The sequence below is a fragment of the Thalassobaculum litoreum DSM 18839 genome (genome assembly GCF_900102465.1).
GTDB classification, from domain to species: Bacteria; Pseudomonadota; Alphaproteobacteria; order Thalassobaculales; family Thalassobaculaceae; genus Thalassobaculum; species Thalassobaculum litoreum.
Genome location: NZ_FNBW01000001.1, coordinates 398,839 through 417,751, shown reverse-complemented (window position 1 = coordinate 417,751; position 18,913 = coordinate 398,839). Strand labels below are relative to the sequence as shown.

The following is an 18,913-nucleotide window of genomic DNA, read 5'->3' as shown; positions in this document are numbered from 1 at the left end:
CAGCCCCTCGCTTTTCGTTCCACGAATTCGGTTCTGGCGTTACAAATTCGTTTCATGAACTGGGACGATCTTCAGGCGTTTCTCGCCGTTGCCCGCACCGGCAGCCTGCGCCGGGCGTCGATCGAGCTCGCCGTGAGCCAGCCGACCGTGGCGCGGCATATCCGATCGCTGGAAAGCGATCTCGGTCTGCCCTTGTTCGAGCGCGACCGCGACGGCCACCGGCTCACCGAGGCCGGGGCGGAACTCCTGCCCGAGGTGCGGGCGGTTGAGACCACGGCCCTGCGGGTCGAACGCCGGGCCCGCGACAAGATCCGCGGCCTGGCCGAGACGGTCCGGGTGGAGGCGATGGAATGGCCGGCCGCTCTTCTGGCTCGCGGGCTCGGCACGCTACCGACCGGGCCACGGGTCGAGCTGGTGCTGTCCGGCGATACCATTACGCAGGCCGCCAGGGTTCCGGAGATCGTCGTGCGCCACCGCATGCCGCCGATCGGCGAGGGGCTGACCTGGCGGATAGGATCGATTGCCTGCGCGGTCTACGGGGCGGCCTCCTTCGCCGACGGTCGCGCGCTGCCGCTGGAGAGGGCGGATCTGGCCGCCCTGCCGTGGCTGACCTTCATCGCCGAGCAGCAGCATTATTCGGCCATGCAGTGGATCACCGAGCTGATCGGCGACCGGCCGGCGGCGGCCCGCATGTCCCGCACCGACCAGATGGCCGCCGCCGTGGCGGCCGGCGCCGGGGTTGCGGTCCTGCCGTGCTTCATCGGCAACGCCCTGCCGGGGGGTCTGCGCCTGTCGCCGGAGATCGCCGCGCTGCAAGCCGATTACTGGGTCGTCGCCCGCGAGGAGCTGTCGAACAACCCGTCGGTGCGCAGCGTCGCCGGCTGGATCGCCACCTGCTTCCACGAGGAGCAGATGGCCGAGCGCTGAGGGGACGCGTCTCGGGGACCGGATGCGGATGCCGATTTCCATGCGTTTTCCCGGCGCCGCCGCTCGTCTAAGCTCCTCGCGTCAACCCACTGCGGCGATGAGGACAGACCATGGCGCGGATCGCGATCGGCGGATTTCAGCACGAGACCAACACCTTCGCGCCGACCAAGGCGGGCTGGGACGCCTTCAATATCGGCGGTGGCTGGCCGCCGGTGACCACCGGCAACGAGCTGTTCGCCGCCATGGAGGGCCGCAACATCTCCTGCGCCGGCTTCATCGAGGGCGCGCAGGCCGCCGGCCACGAGCTGGTCGCCACCACCTGGGCCGCCGCCGCGCCCTCGGACGTGGTCACCGACGAGGCGTTCGACCGGATCACCGGCATGATCTGCCAGGGGATCCGGGACGCCGGCGCCATCGACGCGGTCTATCTCTGCCTGCACGGCGCCATGGTGACCGAGAGCCATGAGGACGGGGAGGGCGAGACCGTCGCCCGGGTGCGCGAGGTGGTCGGCCCCGACCTGCCGATCATCGTGTCGCTCGACCTGCACGGCAACATGACCCGGCGATTCCACGAGCTGGTCACCGCCTGCGTGGCCTATAAGACCTATCCCCATGTGGACATGGCCGATACCGGCAAGCGGACCGCCGCCGTGCTCGACCGCATCCTGACCGAGGGCAAGCCGGCCAAGGCCTATCGCCAGATCGACTTTCTCATTCCGCTGTCCTGGCAGTGCACGATGATGGCGCCGTCCGGGCCGGTCTACGACCGGATGACCGCGATGGAGACCGGCGGGGTGTGGACCACCTCCTACCTGCCGGGCTTCCCGGCCGCCGATATCGCCGATTGCGGGCCGAGCATCTTCGCCTACGGCGCCACCCAGGCGGACGCGGACCGGGCGGCCGACGCCATCGCCGCCGATATCCGCCGCCTGGAGCCGGAATTCGCCGGCAAGATCTACGACCCGGACGAGGCTGTGGCCGAGGCGGTGCGGCTGTCCCAGGGGGCGTCCAAGCCGGTGGTGATCGCCGACACCCAGGACAATCCGGGCGCCGGCGGCAACGGCGACACGGCGGGCATGCTGAAGGCGCTGGTGAACACGGGCGTGGAGAAGGCGGCGATCGGCCTGATGATCGACCCGGAAGCGGCCAAGGCGGCCCATGCCGCTGGGGTGGGGGCGCAGATCACCATCCCGCTGGGCGGCTGTTCCGGCATCCCCGGCGACACGCCACTGGAGGCGACCTATACCGTGGAGGCGCTGCATGACGGCCAGACCACGGGCACGGGACCGTTCTACAAGAACGCCAAGATGCGGTTGGGCCTCTCCGCCTGCCTGCGGATCGGCGGGGTGCGGATCGCGCTGGCGACCCACAAGGTGCAGATGGCCGACCAGAACCTGTACCGCTATGTCGGGATCGAGCCGACCGAGCAGGCGATCCTGGTCAACAAGTCCTCGGTGCATTTCCGCGCCGATTTCGCCCCGATCGCCCACGAGATCCTGGTGGCGGCCGCCCCGGGTCCGATGATCGCCGACCCGGCCAAGCTGCCCTGGAAGAAGCTGCGCCGGGGCATGCGCCTGTCGCCGCTCGGCCCGGTCTGGAACGGGCCGGTCTGGAACGGGTAGGGGGCCTACTTCGCCGCCGGGGCCGCACTCATCTTGTCGGAGAAACCCTGGGCAAGGATCTGGGCGACGCTGCCGTCGCAGGCATGGATGGTGACCTGGGTGCAGGCGGCTACGCTCATCAGCGCGCAGGCGGGAAGGACGGTGCCCCATCTTTCCCCGAATGCCCACATGCCCAACCCCGCTCCGTCGCCCATGACCAGGCCGGACACCGCGTCGGCGGCGAAGAGGTGGCACTCGGGACCGAAGGCCAACGGGACGTCGAGGTCCTCGAAGAACACCGTGGCGCCGCAGAGACAGCCTCCCTCCACGGCCGCGCCCGCGATCATTCCGGGTCGGCCAGGGTGCACCAGACCGGCGTGTGGTCGCTGGCCTTCTCCTTGCCGCGCGGCTTGCTGTCGATGCCGGCGTCCTGCAGCCGGTCGGCCGCCTGGGGCGACAGCAGCAGGTGATCGATGCGGATGCCGTGATCCTTCTGCCAGGCGCCGCCCTGATAATCCCAGAACGAGTATCTGTGCGGGGTGGGAACCTTGGCCCGGAAGGCGTCGGTATAGCCCAGATACAGGATCTCGCGGAACGCGGCCCGGGTCTCCGGCCTGATCAGCGCGTCGCCCTGCCAGGCGACCGGATCGTGCACATCGTCGTCGGTGGGGATGACGTTGTAGTCGCCGCCCAGCACAACGGGGCGCTCCTCGGCGAGCAGTTCGGCCGCCCGGGCCTTCAGCCGTTTCATCCAGCCGAGCTTGTAGGGGTATTTCTCGCTGTCGGCCGGATTGCCGTTGGGCAGGTAGATCGTCGCCACCCGCACACCCTCGACCGTCGCCTCCAGATAGCGCGCCTGCTCATCCGCGTCGTCGCCGGCGAGCCGGGCGGAGACGTCCTCCAGGCCGCGTCTGGAGAGAATCGCCACGCCGTTATAGCTCTTCTGCCCGTGCACGGCGCACTGGTAGCCCAGGTCCTCGATCTCCAGACGGGGAAAGCCCTCGTCGACGGTCTTGATCTCCTGCATCAGCACCACGTCGGGCTCGGCGGTCTTCAGCCAGTCCAGGACGTTCGGCAGACGCGCCTTGATCGAGTTGACGTTCCAGGTGGCGATCTTCATGGGGTCGGCTTCATGGGCTTGGGCCTTCTCGCTCGCGGATGGGCGCGGGAGGCCAAAGGTCAGCGCAAACGGTCGGCGACCGCAAGCCCGTTAGCCGGAGGCAGCGGGAGAGGGGAGGCGCTCAGCCGATCGCGAAGCTGGTGCCGCAGCCGCAGGAGGCGGTGGCGTTCGGGTTCTCCACCGCGAAATAGGCGCCGATCAGCTCGTCCTTGTAGTCGAGTTGGGCGCCGGACAGCAAGTCGAGCGAGACGTCGTCGACCAGGACCTCGACGCCGTTGCGTTCGAAGACATGATCGTCGTCGTTCACCGTGCGGTCGAAGTCGAAGACGTACTGGAAGCCGGAGCACCCGCCGCCGAGCACCGACACGCGCATCTTCAGCGCGTCGCCGTCGGCTTCCTGGGTCTTCAGGAAGGCGATGCGTTTGGCGGCACTCTCGGTGATGGCGAAGGCTCTATCCTGAACGGCGCCGTCGGGCATGTTTGCGATCCTTTAACACTCTTGGTTCAAAGATAAGGCTCGGAGGCCCAGGCTTCAACGGGTGGCAGGATGGACGGGTGGGCGGAGCGGCAGAATACCATGGAGCGGTCGGAGCCCTACGCCACGAATCACCGTGACTTTCTGAGCTCGGTGGACGACGCGCCGGACGGCGCGTGGCGGGATCTTGCGCGTGTCTGGTTCGAGGCCGGCGGCACGATCGGCTCCCTGCCGGATTATGCGGATTTCGACGTTCTCCGCATGCCGGCCCGCCACTGGGCCAATGTCTGCCTGACCAAGCTTGTCGGCGCGGGACGACGGGAGTTCAGGGTGGTGATGATCGGCAGCGCCATCGAGGCCCATAACGGCTTCTACGGCAACAACCGGCCGATGCGGGCGCTGCCGCTGAAGAACCAGGACGTCATGCGCCGCGAATTCGCCTGGTCCCTGCGCCATGGCGGTCCGGTGCTCTCGGAAGGGCCGTATATCGGCGCGGTCGACTATGTGCGCAGCGTGCGCCGGCTGATCACGCCCTACCGGATCTCGGCCCGGGAATACGCGTTTATCTTCTACGCCTATTTCGAGCCGTATCCGGAGAAACGACCTCGGCTGTGATCACGCCGCTGTGAATACGCCTCTATGACTCCAACAGCCGTCACGGTACTTTTGCAATCGATGACGGGATGCCGCTACTGGCAGGGCAGAGAACCGACCTCGAGTAGAAAACCGACCCGGGCGGGTCAGAAGGCAGCGAATGAGTGGCTATACCATCACGTTCAACGCCGAGCGGGATGTCGCCGAGATCGACTTTCGGGACCGCTTCGTCGCCGAGACCGTCATTCCGATCATCCATGAGCTGCGCGGCCTCGAGGACGGGGTCGAGCGCAAGGGTATCGTGTGGGATCTGCGGCAGGCCGATCTCAGCGGCCTGACGATGGCGATGCTGCGCGACGTCTTCACCGTGAAGAACGAGGTCCGGCCGACCAGGCCGGTCCGGCCGCTCTCCATCGCCTGCGTGGTCTCCAATCCGACCGACGCGCATATCCTCAAGCTCTGGGCCGAGGGCCTGGACGATTCCAGACCCTACCGCCGGCGCTGGTTCTTCTGCACGCAGGAGGCCCATGCCTGGATCCAGGGCCAGGATCCGGCCGCGCCCTATGGCGCGGAGGACGGCGTCACCGGTGAGCGATCCGATGACCGGTCGCCGGTTCCACCGTCGTCCGCGAGTTTGGCGGGCTAGAGTGCGATCGGTTCAGATCGAAACGATCTGTACCGTGAATTGCCCTCTAACCCATTTAAGATAGAACGAATTCACCTGATCAGATCGGTTCGATCCGGGCCACGACGAGCTGTGGAACCCCGTTTCCGGTCCTGGCGAAGGAGGTTCCGCCGGGCGAGATCGTCGCCGTCACCCGGCTGCGGAACGCCGAGAAGCTGTCGAAGGTGACCACGTCCACCGGCGTGTCGAACTCCAGCGTGATGTCGAAGCCCTGTCCGTGACCGAGCGTGCGCACCGCCAGCACGCTGGCCTCGAACGGTTGACCGAGATACCGGCCGGCGACCCGGTCGCCGACCTGCAGGGCGACCTCCGGCGCGTTCGACAGCCGTGCCGACAGAACGTTCCAGCTCGCAAAGCCCTGGTCCCGGGCGACCTGTTCCAGCGCTGCGGAATGGCTGATCGTCCGACCCGCGGCCGCCCGTTCGGCACGCAGGGCCCTGGCCCGCGCCTTGGCCTGGTCGATGGTGTGGATGGGGTTGGTGTGGATTGGGGAGGTCATGAGGTGACTCCGTTCCTCGCATACGGTCGCGCAGAGCGGGGCTCGCCTTGCCGCCGGACCGGAGGAGGGGTCACGTACCGCACTGTCTTCGCGGCCGAGGCGGCCGGGAGATCTTCACCGTCGGGACACGCCCGGCGAGCGGCGGGCGTCTCTCACCCGTCGCCGTAGCTACGGGGGCGGCGGACCGCTGTCAATCGCCATCGTCAGACCCGGCGTGGGTCGGGTCGCGCGGGAGGATCGCGACCTGCAGCCAGTATTCCCGCAGCGACCTCAGCGCCGAGAAGAACCCTTCCAGGTCCACCGGCTTCTTGATGTAGGTGTTGGCGCCGGCCTCGTAGCAGTTGTTGACGTCCCATTCGTCATCCGACGTGGTCAGGATCACCACGGGGATCGTGGAGAGGGCCGGGTTGCTTTTCAGCGTCTTCAGGACCTCGCGGCCGTCAACGCCAGGCATGTTCAGGTCCAGCAGGACGAGCCCCGGACGGGGACACTCGGGGCTGCCCATGCGCTTGATATAATCCAGCGCCTCGCGACCGTTCTCGCAGCGCAGGATCGGGTTGGCCAGGGGCCCGTCGCGCTTGAGCGCCCGCACCGTCGCCTCGTAGTCGTCGTCGCTGTCCTCCACGATGAGGAGGGGCTGAACTTCCGCCAAAGGTTTCATGGCGTACTCCCTTGCAGGTCGAAGAAGAAGGTCGTGCCGGCGCCGGGCGTCGACTCGAAGCTCAGATGGCCGCCATGCCGCTCCACGATCCTGCGCGCGAAGCTCAGACCCACCCCCGTCCCCGGGCCATAGGCCTTCTCGCTGTTCAGCCGCTTGAAGATCTTGAACACGGTGTCGTGGAACTCCGGCGCGATGCCGATTCCGTTGTCGCGCACGAACAATGCGACCCGCCCCGCGGGCTCGGCTCCGTCCTGCCGGACGCCGATCTCGACCAGCGGCGCCTCCTGGTCGTTGTATTTCAGGCCGTTGACGACGAGGTTGTAGATCAGGCTGGTCAGACGCGAGCGGTCGCCGCGCACCGTGGGCAGATCCGGCGCGATGCGGACCTCTGCGTTGTTCGCCGCCAGGGTCTCGGCCAGATCCGCTCGGATCTCCTCGGCGAGGGCGCGAAGATCGACCTGCTCGAACTTGAGCGCGTCGCGACCCAGGCGCGAGAAATGCAGCAGTTGGCTGATCAGCCGATCGGCGCGGGCGCAGAGTTCCTTCAGCCGGGCGATGCGCCGGTGGCCGTCCTCGTCCAACTTGTCGCCGTGATCCTCCGCCAGGAACTGGGTGTGGTTGCTGATCGCCCGCAGCGGCTCCTTCAGGTCGTGGGAGGCGATGTAGGCGAACTCCTCCAGTTCGGTATTGCTGCGCTCGAGCGCCTCGGCATGGGCGCTGATCTCCGCCTCCAGCCGCTTGCGTTCACTGATCTCGCGGATGATGCAGCTCAGGATGTCGCCGTCGTCGGTCTGCACCGCGCTGACGGTGAACTCGACCGGGATGATCCGGCCGTCCTTGGTCCGGGCATCCTGCTCCCGCAGCTCGCGGAGAACGCCTTTTCGGTCGGGTCCCCGAAGCAGACGCGTGCCGCCCCGGCGGTCGTCGCCAGGATTGTCGCCAGGATTGTCGCCAGGATTGTCGCCAGAATCATCACGAACTCCGGGGCCGGAGGCGGCCGGATCGACCATCAGGGTGTCGATGCCGCGGCCGATGATCTCGCCGGGCGAGTAGCCGAAGACCTTGGAGGCCCCGTTGTTGAAGCTCCGGATGATGCCCGCTGTGTCCACGGTGACCATCGCGTCCACGGTGTTGTCGAGAATCGACTGCAGGCGGGCGAGGGTGGCGGCTTGCGTGGCCTCGATCCGTCGCCGCCTGTCGATCAGCGTCTCCAGCGCCCGCGCCACCTCGCCGATCTCGTCCGGCCGGTCGGTCGGCAGGTTGACCGCCTCGTTGCCCGGCGTGCCGCGGCGCAGCGCGGTGGCCAGGCGGAGCAGGGGGGCCGTCAGCCACCGGGAGATCAGGAAGGCGACGAGCGCCATAACAGGAATCAGGCCGAGGGCGAGAAGAATGGCCGAGCGCCGGGCCTCGCTCACCTCCTTCAGCAGCAGCGCGCGGGGTTGGCTCAGCACCACGACGATGCCGACGGAGCGCGCCACCTCCGGGGCGAAGCGCACGGTGCTGACCACCCCGTCGTCGTAGACATGCGTACTGGCGCCGTGCACGCCGTCGCCGTCCGCCGCGATCGACCTGCTGAGATGCGGCGGCAGGCCGTTTCCCGCGCCTGCCAGAACCAGATCGTCGACCCGGCCGGAGGCGCTGCGGCGCACGTAGTCGCCCGCCTCGGTGACGATATACAGCTCCCGGGAGGGCGGGATTCGTTGCAGGATCTCACGGACCACGCGGCCGAAATGGGCATTGATGACGAGCAAGCCTTCTGTCTGGCCCGCGCTGTCCGCGACCGGCGTCACCGCCCGGAGCATGGGGTTGTCGGCTTCCGTCTGGCCGAAATCGACGTTCAGCGTGATGTCGGAGAAATAAACCTCGCCCGGGGCGAGGGTCAGGCTGTCCCGGAAATAGGGCTGCGACGCCTTGGGCTGCAGGTCCGCCTCCCCGGTGACCCGGATAGACCCGTCCTCCGACTGATCCACGCGGACGAGTTCCAGCCCGTCGTCGGCCAGACCGATGTAGCGCATCTGCGCGTAGTCCGGCCGCGCCGCCACGATCGAGGAGAAGATGATCTCCACCTGCTCGCGCCACTGGGCCTCGGTGACGCCGTCCGGCGGTTCAGCGCCGCCGTTGCGCGTCGAGCGGACGATTTCCTTCAGCGGCGGCATGCGGGAGACCGTCAGCACATCGTTGCGGAGCTGTTCGATGTGCCCCTTGACCTGGGCGGCGACCAGCTCCGCCTCGGAATTCAGGGCATCGGTCGCCTTGGCGAGGGTGAGCCGCTCAACCCAGAAGAAATACGGCACGCTGACCGCGATGATCGACAGCACGACGGCCGCACAGACCAGAAGAACATATTTCGCCCGTAGGGTGAGGGAAAGGCGGCCGGTCGGGGAGGTCCGGATTACCACGGCGCCCGCCCTCGATAAAGGCGGCCGCGCGCCGGTCTCTCCGCCAGTTTCGACCAAACCATTGAATTAACCATATTAATCAGGTGGCATCCGGATACCTGAACTAGAGGATTTTATCTAGGACGCCCTGATTCGGATCAAGTTTTTATTAAAGTTTTATCCATACTTTCGGTTGAGGCGCTTCTGGCGCCGACACTCCGAACACAATCGGAGGCATGGTACAATCGGAGGCGCGACAATGAACCGGAGTCACGAGGCCTGATGCGCAGGATCTTCATCATCGATGATTGCGAGGACGACTGCGAGGCGCTGGCCCGGACCCTGAAGGCCCAAGGCGTCGATCAGATCCGCTGCTTTCACGAGCTACCGGATCTGGCCGCGCTCGAGATGGACGAGCACGGCCTGGTGATCCTCGACCTGATCCTGGGCAACCATACCGACGGGCTGAAGGTGCTGGAGCAGATGTCTGCACTCGGGCTCACGAAGACCCCGATCTTTCTGGTCAGCGGCGTGATGAGCAACCTGCTCCAGGTCGCGGAATCCTATGGCCGCGCCCGTGGGCTGACCATCGTCGGTTCGGTGGAGAAGCCGGTCTGCCCCTCGGAGATCGCCAGGATCCTGCCGCTGAGATGACGGGGACGCCGGGCTGTAGCACCCCCGGCCCCATTCAAAGCGCGGGAAAGCCGCCGACCATCTTGTCCAGGGTGAGGGGATAGTCGCGCACCCGCACGCCGCTGGCATTGTAGGCGGCGTTGGCGATCGCCGCCGCCGCGCCGCAGATGCCGAGCTCGCCCACGCCCTTGGCCTTCAGCGGACTGGCCACCGCGTCCAGGGTGTCGAGGAAGATCACGTCCTGGCGGCCGATATCGGCATGTACCGGAACCTCGTAGCCGGCAAGGTCGTGGTTCACGAAATAGGATCGGCCCGTGTCGGTCGCGAGTTCCTCCGACAGGGCGGCCCCGGTGGCCATGGTCATGCCGCCGATCACCTGGCTGCGGGCGGTCAGCGGGTTGAGGATCCGGCCGCTGTCGCAGACCGCCAGCATGCGCCGCACCCGGATCTCGCCGGTGCCGCGATGCACCCCGACCTCGGCGAAATGGGCGCCGAAGGTCGCCACCTTGTAGTCCGACTTGAAGTCGCCGAAGGACATCTTGTCCTCGGCCTCCACCGGACCGTCCAGATCGGCCAGGGCGGTCTGCGTATCGCCGGCGATCACTTTGCCGTCGCGGAACTCGGCTGCATTGACGCCGAGCTGCCGGGCGATGCGGTCCTGCAGGGCGAGGCAGGCGGCATAGACGCCGGAGGTGGCGCTGACCGCGCCGAACTGGCCGCCGGAGCCCGAGGAGACCGGATAGGCGCTGTCGCCGAGCCGGACCTCCACGTCATCGATCTCCAGGCCCATGGCCTCGGCCGCGGTCTGGGCCAGGATGGTGTAGGAGCCGGTGCCGATATCGGTCATGTCGGTCTCCACCACCAGCTTGCCCGCCTCCAGCCGCACCCGGGCGCCGGAATCCAGGGTGGGGGAGCCGCGATAGGCGCCGGCCATGCCGTGGCCGACCCACCAGTCGCCGTCGCTTGTTGCGCCGGGGGCGGTGTTCCGGGCGTCCCAGCCGAACTCGGCCGCCCCGCGCTCCAGGCATTCCACGAAGTGCCGGTCGGAGAACGGCATGTCCGGGTCGCTCGGGTTGACCTGGGTGTCGTTGACGATGCGGAACCGGACCGGGTCCATGCCCAGCTTTTCCGCCATCTCGTCCATGGCGATCTCCAGGGCCATCAGTCCGGCCGCCTCGCCGGGCGCGCGCATGGCGTTGGCCTCGGGCAGGTGCATCCGGGCCAGATGCTCGGTCACCCGTCGGTTGGGCGCGGCATAGAAGAACGGGGTCTGAGCCGTCGAACTCTCGCCCTTGCCGTCGGGCAGGGCATGGGACGCCGCCTCGTGCTCGATGGCGGTGAGCTTCCCGTCGCGTCCGGCGGCCAGGCGGATCCGCTGGATCGTGGCGGAGCGGTGGGTGGTGTTGTTCATGATCATCGGCCGGGGCAGGGCGAGCTTGACCGGCGCGCCGACCGCCCGGGAGCCGAGCGCCGCCAGCACCGTGTCGGCCCGCAGGAACAGCTTGCCGCCGAACCCGCCGCCGATGAACGGGCTGTCGACCCGGATGCGCTCCTTGTCCAGGCCGAAGGTGTCGGCCAGCGCGGTGCAGGCCCACTCGATCATCTGATTGGAGGTCCACACCGTCATGTCGCCGCCGTCCGACCAGTCGACGATGGACGCATGCGGCTCCATCATCGCGTGGCTCTGGGACGGGGTGCGGTAGGTCGCGTCCAGCGTGACCTCGGCGGCGGCGAAGGCGGCGTCCACATCGCCGACCTCGGTCGACGGCTCGCCGGTGCCCTGCAGCCGCGCGAACGCGGCCTCCAGATCGGCCTCCACCGGATCCGGCGCGTAGCTGACCTGGATCAGGCCGGCGGCGGCGCGGGCCTGCTCGAAGCTGTCGGCCACCACGACGGCGATCGCCTGGTGGTAATGCCCGACCGCGTCGCCGCCGAACAGCCGGGCGGTGTTGTCGTCGGAGATCGGCAGCGGGTCGATGTCGAGGGTCGTGACCACGGCGCGCACGCCGGGTGCCTTGCGGGCGGCCTCGGCGTCCATCGCGGTGATCCGGCCCTTGGCGATGCCGGCGCCCAGCGGATAGCCGTGGAGCTGACCGGCGACCACGTCGTGCCGCTCGTAGGCGTAGGGGGCGGTACCGGTGGCCTTCAGCGGCCCGTCCCGGCGCTCCATCGGCCGGCCGACGATGCCGGCATGGTCGAAGCGGTTGTCTTCGGCGGGATGCGTGAAGTCCATCGGATTACTCCTCGGAGCTTGGGGCGGCCATCAGGGTAGCCAGCGTCCGTTCGGCGAGCGTGATCTTGAAGGCGTTCTGGTCGGTCGGGCGCGCGCCCTCCAGCAGGCGGGCCATCACCGCAGCGGCCCCGTTCGGCAGTTCCGCGTCGGCCTCGGCCGAGCGCCAGGGCTTCGGCGCCACCCCGCCCAGCGCCACCCGGCCGCTGCCGTCGGGCTGGCGGATCAGGGCGACGGAGACCAGCGCGAAGGCGTAGGACGCCCGGTCGCGCGCCTTGTGATAAGCGTGGTGGCCGCCGACCGGAGCGGGCAGGGTGACGGCGGTGATCAGCTCGCCCGGCGCCAGGGCGGTCTCCCGCTCCGGCGTGTCGCCGGGCAGCCGGTGGAACGCCTCGATGGCGATCCGCCGGGTGTCGCCGGACGGCGTCACCGTCTCCACCTCGGCATCCAGGATCCGCATGGCGACCGCCATGTCGGACGGATGGGTGGCGATGCAGGAGTCCGACGTCCCGACGATCCCGAGCTGGCGCGAGAACGCCCCGGCGCTCAGCGCCGCGCAGCCGCTGCCGGGCGTCCTTTTGTTGCAGGCCTGGTCGGTGTCGTAGAAATACGGACAGCGGGTGCGCTGCAGCAGGTTGCCGCCGGTGGTCGCCTTGTTGCGGAGCTGGCCCGAGGCGCCGGCGACGATGGCGCGCGAAAGCACCGCGTAGTCGTGTCGCACCCGACTGTCGGCGGCAAGCGCGGTGTTGCTGACCAGCGCGCCGATCCGCAGTCCGCCGTCGTCGGTCCCGGTGATCTCGTCGAGGCCGAGGCCGGTCACGTCGATCAGGTGGCCGGGACGCTCGATCTCCAGCTTCATCAGGTCGACCAGGTTGGTGCCGCCGGCGATGAAGCGGGCGCCGTCGATCTCGGCGGCCCGGGCCGCGGCGGCGGCCGGGTCGCGCGCCTTCTCGTAGGAGAACGCTCTCATCGGTTCTTCTCCCGTGTCGCGTCGGTTGGCTCTTCCGCGCTCTCGTCGACCTCGATGATCGCGGCGAGGATGTTGGAATAGGCGCCGCAGCGGCAGATGTTCCCGGACATGCGCTCGCGGATCTCCGCGTCGGTCAGCGCGATCTCCGCGCTCAGGTCGCCGGTGACATGGGACGGGATGCCGGCGCGCACCTCCTCGATCACCGCGCGGGCCGAGGCGATCTGGCCCGGCGTGCAGTAGCCGCACTGGAACGCGTCATGGGCCAGGAAGGCCGCCTGCATCGGGTCGAGCCGGTCGGGCGTGCCGATCCCCTCGACGGTCTCCACCGCATCGCCGTCATGCATCACCGCGAGGCACAGGCAGGCGTTCACCCGCGTGCCGTTCACCGAGACGGTGCAGGCGCCGCACTGGCCATGGTCGCAGCCCTTCTTGCTGCCGGTCAGCGTCAACTCCTCGCGCAGGGCGTCGAGCAGGGTGGTGCGGTTGTCGAGGTCGAGGGTATGGCGCGTCCCGTTGACGCTCAGGGTGATCCGCGTGCGCTCGGGCAGGGCATTCCGCGTGCGCTCGGGGCGGTCGGCGGGGCCGCCCGACCCCACACCTTCCGGCGCAAAACGGGATGTGCTGAGGCGGCTGGCGATGGGGGGGCTCATCGTCTGTCCTTCCGTCAGGGGCGGTGTGTCCTCCTGGGGGAACACGACAGACCGCGGGCCGGTTCCGAAATCGCCGTCCGTTCATGGCCGTCAGGAACACGACTCACGTATAATCCCGGCCAGCGCGGGACCCGATACGGGCAGGAAAGCGGCGGACATGACGATCGGAATCGGTGCCTTCGGGCGCAGAGCCGGAGCGGCGGTGCTCGCGGCCTGGGCCGAGGCGGAACGGCGCGCGGCGGGCGACCTGCACGGCTTCGCCGTGTTCACCGTGCTCGGCGCCGACGGCGAGCCGGAATCGCTGGAGTGCCAGCGCGGCGGCCTCGCCACCCTCCGCGCGCAATATGGCCGGGCGCAAGCCGGCCGGGGGCGGGCAGACGCGCTCGCCCGCATGGCGGAGGCGGAGGTCGCCGGGGTGATCACCAGCGGGCCGGACCGGCCGGAGCCGCTCTCCCAGTTCCTCGCCGCCGGCCCCGCCGGGCTGGTGACCGGCCACCGGCTGCCCAACCTGGCGACCGCCGAGGGCGTCGCGGCGAACCGGGCGGCTCTGGCGCTGATCGGGAAGGGGCTGCCGCCGCGTCACGCGGTGGAGGCGGTGCTGGAGGGCGATCCGGACATCGATGCCGGGCTGATCGCCGTCACCCGGACCGGCCTCGGCGTGGCGAACAGCGCCCGCGTGCAGGGCCGCGACGACCTGGGCCAGGCGCTGATCCTCGCCGCCGACCGCCGCTACGGCCTCAGCCTGCTGCACAATTCCATAGCGCCGATCGAAGGCCTCGCCGCCGCCGTCGCCGCGGCCGGGGAAGCGGTGCTGCGGCAGGCGTGGGCCGCTTGTTCCGGTCGAGGGACTTGGCAGCGCATAACCGATGCCTCACCCTTCCACCAAGCCGCAGGCCATCACGGAAGGCTGAAAACAGCGGCAAAGGGGGCGAAAATGACAGACGGAGTCGGGTTCAGCACGACCATGCTGAACGAGCGGACGATCGAGATGATCGTGACGGGCTACCCGGCGGCGGACGATCTGTTGGCCTTCATCCATGCCACGTTTCCCGACGCCACGTTCAGCCACGTGCTCTGGAACTTCAGCCGCGCCTCGCTGGCGATGTTGGAGATCGGCGATTTCAAGGATCTTGCCGCGGCGGGCCGCCAGTTCGCCGCCGCCCGTGGGGCCGATGCCAGGACCGCGGTCCTGGTGCAGAGCACGGCCGACGTGCTGCTCGTCCGCGCCTACAGCGCCATGACCTTGGACCTGCGACCCATGGCCGTGCGCGCGGCGACCGACCGCCGGGAACTGCTCGACTGGCTGGGTGCCTGACGTTGTCATACTTAGAGTGTAAGGTGAAAATCAGTCGGCGAGCGCCCCGACAGGCTGAGCTACTCCCCATCGGTTGGACAGAGACGGAAGCTACGGTGTGAAGTCTGCTGATCTTCGAGAGAGGAGATCAGAGCTGTCGAAGCGCAAGCAATACAAGCCGGATTTCAAAGCCCGTGTCGCCCTTGAGGCACTGAAGGGCGAGCAGACGATCGTGGACCTGGCGATCGCCCTCGACAGCATGTTCACCGAACTTGGCCGGTGCGCGGCCCTCAACATGGGGGAGTATCCGCACGCTGCCGACCGGTATGCACGCCTCGCCCTGAAGGCGCAGTCCAATTGCCGTGCAACCCTGGAAGACCTCGCCAAACTCCACCAGCCGCGAGAGCAGACCGTGCGGCATGTTCATGTGGACGACGGCGGCCAAGCTATCGTTGCCGAGCAATTCCACCGGCACTCAGGGCGGAAGCAAAATGACGTTTCAGCCGAACAATCCCAGGCAACCGGATCGACTGGCGATGGCCCCAGATGCTTGGCTAGGACGCGGGCTGGGACGCCCTCCCAATCCCGGGCGGCGAGGGGACGGCGGCGATGCAGGATGCACGGCGGGACCAATCCGGGCGCGCCAAAGGGCAACCGGAACGCTGGGAAGCATGGCGCGCAGTCACAGGCGGTGCGAACAGACTTACCGCTATGGGTCGAGTGTTGAAAAAAGTCAGCGTGCCGCCCCGCGCGTCGATCTTCCAACAACAGTGGTTCACAACGACAGACCCACATGTCGCATTGATGAGATGAGCGGCGATCCAGAGATCTGCCGTGTCGCGTTTCCAAAGTCTGTGGGCGCTGGGTCAGGCGACGAGGAACCAGTCGGCGGACGCGGACGACGTGTCGACGCCGATCAGGGTGACGGTGTTGCCGTTTCCGAGGTCGACCAGTGTATTGCCCGACCCGTCGGCGGAGAGCCGGGCGAGCAGGTCGGCGGCGGTGGCGATGGCGGTGCCGTTGAGGCCGGCGGCAACCGCGATCACGTCGCCCTCGGCGGCTGAGAACCCGCTGACCGCGTCGGCGCCGCCGGCCGCCGCAAAGCAGAGCCGGTCGGCGCCGAGCCCGCCGACCAGCAGGTCGTCGCCCGCCCCGCCCGACAGGGTGTCGTCCCCCTGACCGCCATAGAGCGTGTCGGCGCCGACATTGCCGATCAGCACGTCGGCGTCGAGATTGCCGTAGAGCACGTCGTCGCCCTGGCCGCCGAACAGGATGTCGGCGCCGTTATTGCCGTGCAGCACGTCGCCGGCCTGGTTGCCGTAGAGCAGGTCGGCGCCCTGGCCGCCATACAGGGTGTCTCCGTCGGCCCCGCCCGACAGGGTGTCGGCGCCGGCATTGCCGTAGAGCAGGTCGAGCCCGGCCCCGCCGCGCAGCACGTCGTCGCCGGCCCCGCCGGAGAGCGTCTCGGACAGTGCGCTGCCGGTGATCGTGTCGTTGCCGGCGGTGGCCTGGGCGGCGCCGCCGCTGCTGCCGCCGCCGCTCCCGCCGCCGCTGGACGGCGCGGCACCGATATCGGTCAGGGTGACGTCGTTGCCGTCGTTGCCGGTATAGCTGATCCGGTACTGGCGCCCGCCGCTGGTGAAGGTGGCCGCCTCGGCGAGGCCGCTGAAGGTGCCGGTGACCGCGTCGGCCCCGTCATTGGCGATCAGCACGTAGCTGTGCCCGGTGCTGGAGGTGTAGCCGAAGGTCGTGGTGAGCGTGGCGTTGCTGATGGTGACGCTGCCGGTGACCGAGATCTGGTCGTAGCCGGTACCGGCCGCGGTGCCGTCGATCTCCATGCTGGCGGTGGAGCCGGAGGCCAAGGTGAGGTTGCCGGTGGCGATCGTACCGGGACTGTTGCCGGGGGCGATGGTGGCGCCGTTCTGCACCTCCACCGGGGTGGAATAGGTGCCGGTGCCGCTCAGGGTGACGCCCGACGCGACGGTGAAGGTGCCGGTGCCGGTCAGCGTTCCGGAAAAGCTGCTGGCCGCCGCGTTGGACAGGGTGAGGGTGCCGGCGCCGATGGTCACGGTGCCGGACCCGGTGAGGGAACCGATGGTCTCGGTCGTGCCGTTCAGGTCGAGCGTCGCGCCGGCGCCGATGTTCACCGTCGCGCCGTCGTCGATGGCGTTGCCGCCGGCGAGCCGGACGGTTCCCGCGCTGATCGTGGTGGTGCCGGTATGGGTGTTGGTGCCGGATAGGGTCAGCACGCCGCTGCCGGTCTTGGTCAGGCTGCCGCTGCCCGAGATCACGCCGGAGAAGGTGGCGTCGGATCCCTGGGCGACCGTCAGCGCCCCCGCCCCGATCGAAACCGTCCCCGCCCCGGACAGCGTGCCGACCGTCTCCGTGGTGCCGTTCAGGTCGAGGGTCGCGCCGGCGGAGACCGACACGGCACCGCCATCGGCCAGCGCACTGCCGCCCGAGAGTTGCAGGGTCCCGGCCGACACCGTGGTGCCGCCGCTGTAGGTGTTCGCGCCGGACAGGGTCAGGGTGCCGGCTCCGGACTTGGTCAGGGCGCCGGTGCCGGAGACGTCGCCGGAGAAACCCAGCGCGTCTGAGCGGTTGAAGGCCAGGGTGGCGTTGTTGGTGACGTTGCCGGTGATTGAACCGGCGGTACCGCCGTTGCCGACCTGCAGGGTGCCGGCGGTGACCGTCGTGCCACCGGTATAGGTGTTGGTGGCGATCAGGATGGTGGTGCCGGTGCCGGTCTGGTTGACCGCCGTCGAGCCGGTGATGGGTACCGCCGTGCCGGTGCCGCTTCCGTCGCTGCTGAGGACGTGGCCCGCCGTGGTGTGGTTGAAGTTGACGGTGGCTGTGCCGGACACGCCGTTGATCACGGGCGCGCTAACGATGCCGGCGGCACCGCCGCTGCCGATGTTGAGCGTGCCGCTCGACCCGCCGAGGGCCCCCAACCTCACCCCGAGTGAATTGGTCGTGGTGATCGTTCCGCCTGCCGAGACCGTGAGCGTCCCCATGCCCCCGCTGCCGACGCCGATTGCATAGCCGCCGCTGCTGAAGGTGCCGGTGCCGTCGACCAGCATGGTTCCCGTGCTGCCGGCCGCGTTGCCGATGACGGCGCTGCTGTTGTTCGTGGTCAGGCTGCCGCCGCTGAGGATCTGCAGCGTGCCCGAGCCGCCGTTGGAGCTCCCGACGGTGATGTCGTTGCAGGTTGGCGCGGCGCTGGTGATCTGCGCGGTCCCGCCGTTGTCGATCACGCCGGAGTTCGGAATGCCGGAGGGGACGACGCCGCCGACCCAGTTGGCGCCAACGTTCCAGTCGCCGGTGCCGAGGTTGTTCCAGTTGATCAGCAGCACCGGAAGGGCGGCCAGCGCGGCGGCGTCTAGCGCCGGCTGACGGGCCGGGCGGCCGCGATCAAGGGTCCAGGACCCGCCGAGCGCCGTGCCGCCGACCGGCCGGCCCGCGGCCGCCACCGGACAGCCGGTCGAATCCTCTAGCGCCGCGACGAAGGCCCAGCCGACCGCGCCTTTGGCGACCGAACAGGCGTAGAGCTCGACCGGCGCGCCGGCGAGGTCGGCACCCAGAACCGCCATCTCTTCCCGCCGGGCGGCCAGGGCGGCGGCGGTCACCGGCCGATCCCCGAGGATCAGCCCCCCCGGTCGGCCGTGGCAGATCACGACGAGCCGCCGCCCGGGTGCCTGCCGCACCGCGGCCGCGAGCTGCGCCAGCCCGTCGCGCGCCGGGTCGATCCGCACCACCCGGGCCGGTACCCTCAGCGCCGCAAGGATCGCGTCCGCCTGCGGCACCCGGCCGTCGACGACGACCAGCGCGGCGGCCTCAGGGTTCGCTTTGCTGGACCGCACCCCGGCTCCCTGGATGTTCTCGACGCTTCTCGGGGCGGTATCGGCGCCTGGGGCGAGCATGGGCGCGAGCCTCCGCTGGCCGGCAAGACTGCGGCCTGCTGTTCGGTCTCCTCCACCCGAACCGATTCTGCCCGGAAGCGACGCTATCGCTATCCGGGAAGTTTGGAATTTCCAATTTCTTTGAAAAACGCTGTTGGTGCGCAGCGAGTTCGCGTTAAATTTATGGCGGGGAAGCAAGGTTTCCGGGCATTTCCGAAAAATGCCTTTAATGTGGAAAGCGCGTCGACGAATGACGATTATTTCCGAAATTTTCCGAATCCTGGCATTCGATCTGTC

The 18,913-nt window shown here is 68.7% G+C and carries 18 protein-coding genes; 7 read left to right on the top strand and 11 right to left on the bottom strand.

Going from position 1 to position 18,913, the window contains the following annotated elements; translation table 11 throughout:
- The first annotated feature begins 54 nt into the window (after nucleotides 1–54).
- Nucleotides 55–927: a LysR family transcriptional regulator gene (locus BLS34_RS01910; RefSeq protein WP_175474066.1), complete on the top strand. Its 873-nt coding sequence runs from the start codon at nucleotides 55–57 to the stop codon at nucleotides 925–927.
- Nucleotides 928–1,037: 110 nt separating this feature from the next.
- On the top strand, nucleotides 1,038–2,549 hold the full coding sequence (locus BLS34_RS01905) for a M81 family metallopeptidase (RefSeq protein ID WP_093147737.1): 1,512 nt from the start codon (nucleotides 1,038–1,040) through the stop codon (nucleotides 2,547–2,549).
- A gap of 5 nt (nucleotides 2,550–2,554) precedes the next feature.
- On the opposite strand, the gene BLS34_RS01900 is transcribed toward BLS34_RS01905, so the two are convergent.
- From BLS34_RS01900 to erpA, 3 genes are all read right to left on the bottom strand, one after another.
- Nucleotides 2,555–2,875, bottom strand: a complete 321-nt coding sequence (locus BLS34_RS01900; RefSeq protein ID WP_093147736.1) for a hypothetical protein — start codon at nucleotides 2,873–2,875, stop codon at nucleotides 2,555–2,557.
- Nucleotides 2,872–3,648, bottom strand: a complete 777-nt coding sequence (gene xth, locus BLS34_RS01895) for an exodeoxyribonuclease III (RefSeq protein ID WP_093147734.1) — start codon at nucleotides 3,646–3,648, stop codon at nucleotides 2,872–2,874. The genes BLS34_RS01900 and xth overlap by 4 nt, the downstream gene beginning before the upstream one ends.
- A gap of 121 nt (nucleotides 3,649–3,769) precedes the next feature.
- Entirely contained in the window at nucleotides 3,770–4,126 is a 357-nt protein-coding gene (gene erpA, locus BLS34_RS01890) for an iron-sulfur cluster insertion protein ErpA (protein ID WP_028794799.1), read from the bottom strand.
- Nucleotides 4,127–4,225: 99 nt separating this feature from the next.
- Between erpA and BLS34_RS01885 the strand changes: the two genes are divergently transcribed.
- Both BLS34_RS01885 and BLS34_RS01880 read left to right on the top strand, forming a co-directional pair.
- Entirely contained in the window at nucleotides 4,226–4,738 is a 513-nt protein-coding gene (locus BLS34_RS01885; RefSeq protein WP_139189058.1) for a hypothetical protein, read from the top strand.
- A 139-nt stretch (nucleotides 4,739–4,877) separates the two neighbouring features.
- Nucleotides 4,878–5,363 (top strand): hypothetical protein, encoded by a 486-nt coding sequence (locus tag BLS34_RS01880; RefSeq protein WP_093147730.1) that lies wholly within the window; start codon nucleotides 4,878–4,880, stop codon nucleotides 5,361–5,363.
- A gap of 79 nt (nucleotides 5,364–5,442) precedes the next feature.
- On the opposite strand, the gene BLS34_RS01875 is transcribed toward BLS34_RS01880, so the two are convergent.
- From BLS34_RS01875 to BLS34_RS01865, 3 genes are all read right to left on the bottom strand, one after another.
- Nucleotides 5,443–5,901, bottom strand: coding sequence for a glyoxalase superfamily protein (locus tag BLS34_RS01875; RefSeq protein WP_051244803.1), 459 nt, complete (start codon nucleotides 5,899–5,901; stop codon nucleotides 5,443–5,445).
- Nucleotides 5,902–6,091: 190 nt separating this feature from the next.
- Entirely contained in the window at nucleotides 6,092–6,562 is a 471-nt protein-coding gene (locus BLS34_RS01870) for a response regulator (RefSeq protein ID WP_093147728.1), read from the bottom strand.
- Nucleotides 6,559–8,961 (bottom strand): ATP-binding protein, encoded by a 2,403-nt coding sequence (locus tag BLS34_RS01865; protein ID WP_175474065.1) that lies wholly within the window; start codon nucleotides 8,959–8,961, stop codon nucleotides 6,559–6,561. The genes BLS34_RS01870 and BLS34_RS01865 overlap by 4 nt, the downstream gene beginning before the upstream one ends.
- A 261-nt stretch (nucleotides 8,962–9,222) precedes the next feature.
- On the opposite strand from BLS34_RS01865, the gene BLS34_RS01860 reads away from it, so the two are divergent.
- Nucleotides 9,223–9,594, top strand: a complete 372-nt coding sequence (locus BLS34_RS01860) for a response regulator (protein WP_093147724.1) — start codon at nucleotides 9,223–9,225, stop codon at nucleotides 9,592–9,594.
- A gap of 34 nt (nucleotides 9,595–9,628) precedes the next feature.
- On the opposite strand, the gene paoC is transcribed toward BLS34_RS01860, so the two are convergent.
- The 3 genes from paoC to BLS34_RS01845 are packed head-to-tail and all read right to left on the bottom strand — an operon-like array spanning nucleotide 9,629 to nucleotide 13,423.
- Entirely contained in the window at nucleotides 9,629–11,806 is a 2,178-nt protein-coding gene (gene paoC, locus BLS34_RS01855; RefSeq protein ID WP_093147722.1) for an aldehyde oxidoreductase molybdenum-binding subunit PaoC, read from the bottom strand.
- A 4-nt stretch (nucleotides 11,807–11,810) separates the two neighbouring features.
- Nucleotides 11,811–12,773, bottom strand: a complete 963-nt coding sequence (locus BLS34_RS01850; RefSeq protein WP_028794806.1) for an FAD binding domain-containing protein — start codon at nucleotides 12,771–12,773, stop codon at nucleotides 11,811–11,813.
- Nucleotides 12,770–13,423: a 2Fe-2S iron-sulfur cluster-binding protein gene (locus BLS34_RS01845; RefSeq protein WP_093147719.1), complete on the bottom strand. Its 654-nt coding sequence runs from the start codon at nucleotides 13,421–13,423 to the stop codon at nucleotides 12,770–12,772. Before BLS34_RS01845 ends, BLS34_RS01850 begins: the two co-directional genes overlap by 4 nt.
- 157 nt (nucleotides 13,424–13,580) lie before the next feature.
- Here BLS34_RS01845 and BLS34_RS01840 point away from each other — a divergent pair, with 157 nt between their 5' ends.
- Entirely contained in the window at nucleotides 13,581–14,738 is a 1,158-nt protein-coding gene (locus BLS34_RS01840; RefSeq protein WP_093147717.1) for a DUF6963 family protein, read from the top strand.
- Between the two features lie 127 nt (nucleotides 14,739–14,865).
- Here BLS34_RS01840 and BLS34_RS25775 read toward each other — a convergent pair whose 3' ends face one another.
- Nucleotides 14,866–15,186, bottom strand: coding sequence for a hypothetical protein (locus tag BLS34_RS25775; RefSeq protein WP_093147714.1), 321 nt, complete (start codon nucleotides 15,184–15,186; stop codon nucleotides 14,866–14,868).
- Between BLS34_RS25775 and BLS34_RS26605 the strand changes: the two genes are divergently transcribed.
- The gene (locus tag BLS34_RS26605) at nucleotides 15,130–15,444 is read left to right on the top strand and encodes an HGGxSTG domain-containing protein (protein WP_281241199.1); all 315 of its coding nucleotides are present in this window, start codon (nucleotides 15,130–15,132) and stop codon (nucleotides 15,442–15,444) included. The two genes, BLS34_RS25775 and BLS34_RS26605, sit on opposite strands and share 57 nt — an antisense overlap.
- A gap of 139 nt (nucleotides 15,445–15,583) precedes the next feature.
- On the opposite strand, the gene BLS34_RS01830 is transcribed toward BLS34_RS26605, so the two are convergent.
- The gene (locus tag BLS34_RS01830; RefSeq protein WP_175474064.1) at nucleotides 15,584–18,637 is read right to left on the bottom strand and encodes a DUF4347 domain-containing protein; all 3,054 of its coding nucleotides are present in this window, start codon (nucleotides 18,635–18,637) and stop codon (nucleotides 15,584–15,586) included.
- Nucleotides 18,638–18,913: the final 276 nt, after the last annotated feature.

Coding starts and splice junctions, on each gene's coding strand:
- BLS34_RS01910 (WP_175474066.1), top strand. CDS start 55: ATGAACTGGGACGATCTTCAGGCGTTTCTCGCCGTTGCCCGCACCGGC.
- BLS34_RS01905 (WP_093147737.1), top strand. CDS start 1,038: ATGGCGCGGATCGCGATCGGCGGATTTCAGCACGAGACCAACACCTTC.
- BLS34_RS01900 (WP_093147736.1), bottom strand. CDS start 2,875: ATGATCGCGGGCGCGGCCGTGGAGGGAGGCTGTCTCTGCGGCGCCACG.
- xth (WP_093147734.1), bottom strand. CDS start 3,648: ATGAAGATCGCCACCTGGAACGTCAACTCGATCAAGGCGCGTCTGCCG.
- erpA (WP_028794799.1), bottom strand. CDS start 4,126: ATGCCCGACGGCGCCGTTCAGGATAGAGCCTTCGCCATCACCGAGAGT.
- BLS34_RS01885 (WP_139189058.1), top strand. CDS start 4,226: ATGGAGCGGTCGGAGCCCTACGCCACGAATCACCGTGACTTTCTGAGC.
- BLS34_RS01880 (WP_093147730.1), top strand. CDS start 4,878: ATGAGTGGCTATACCATCACGTTCAACGCCGAGCGGGATGTCGCCGAG.
- BLS34_RS01875 (WP_051244803.1), bottom strand. CDS start 5,901: ATGACCTCCCCAATCCACACCAACCCCATCCACACCATCGACCAGGCC.
- BLS34_RS01870 (WP_093147728.1), bottom strand. CDS start 6,562: ATGAAACCTTTGGCGGAAGTTCAGCCCCTCCTCATCGTGGAGGACAGC.
- BLS34_RS01860 (WP_093147724.1), top strand. CDS start 9,223: ATGCGCAGGATCTTCATCATCGATGATTGCGAGGACGACTGCGAGGCG.
- paoC (WP_093147722.1), bottom strand. CDS start 11,806: ATGGACTTCACGCATCCCGCCGAAGACAACCGCTTCGACCATGCCGGC.
- BLS34_RS01850 (WP_028794806.1), bottom strand. CDS start 12,773: ATGAGAGCGTTCTCCTACGAGAAGGCGCGCGACCCGGCCGCCGCCGCG.
- BLS34_RS01845 (WP_093147719.1), bottom strand. CDS start 13,423: ATGAGCCCCCCCATCGCCAGCCGCCTCAGCACATCCCGTTTTGCGCCG.
- BLS34_RS01840 (WP_093147717.1), top strand. CDS start 13,581: ATGACGATCGGAATCGGTGCCTTCGGGCGCAGAGCCGGAGCGGCGGTG.
- BLS34_RS01830 (WP_175474064.1), bottom strand. CDS start 18,637: ATGCTCGCCCCAGGCGCCGATACCGCCCCGAGAAGCGTCGAGAACATC.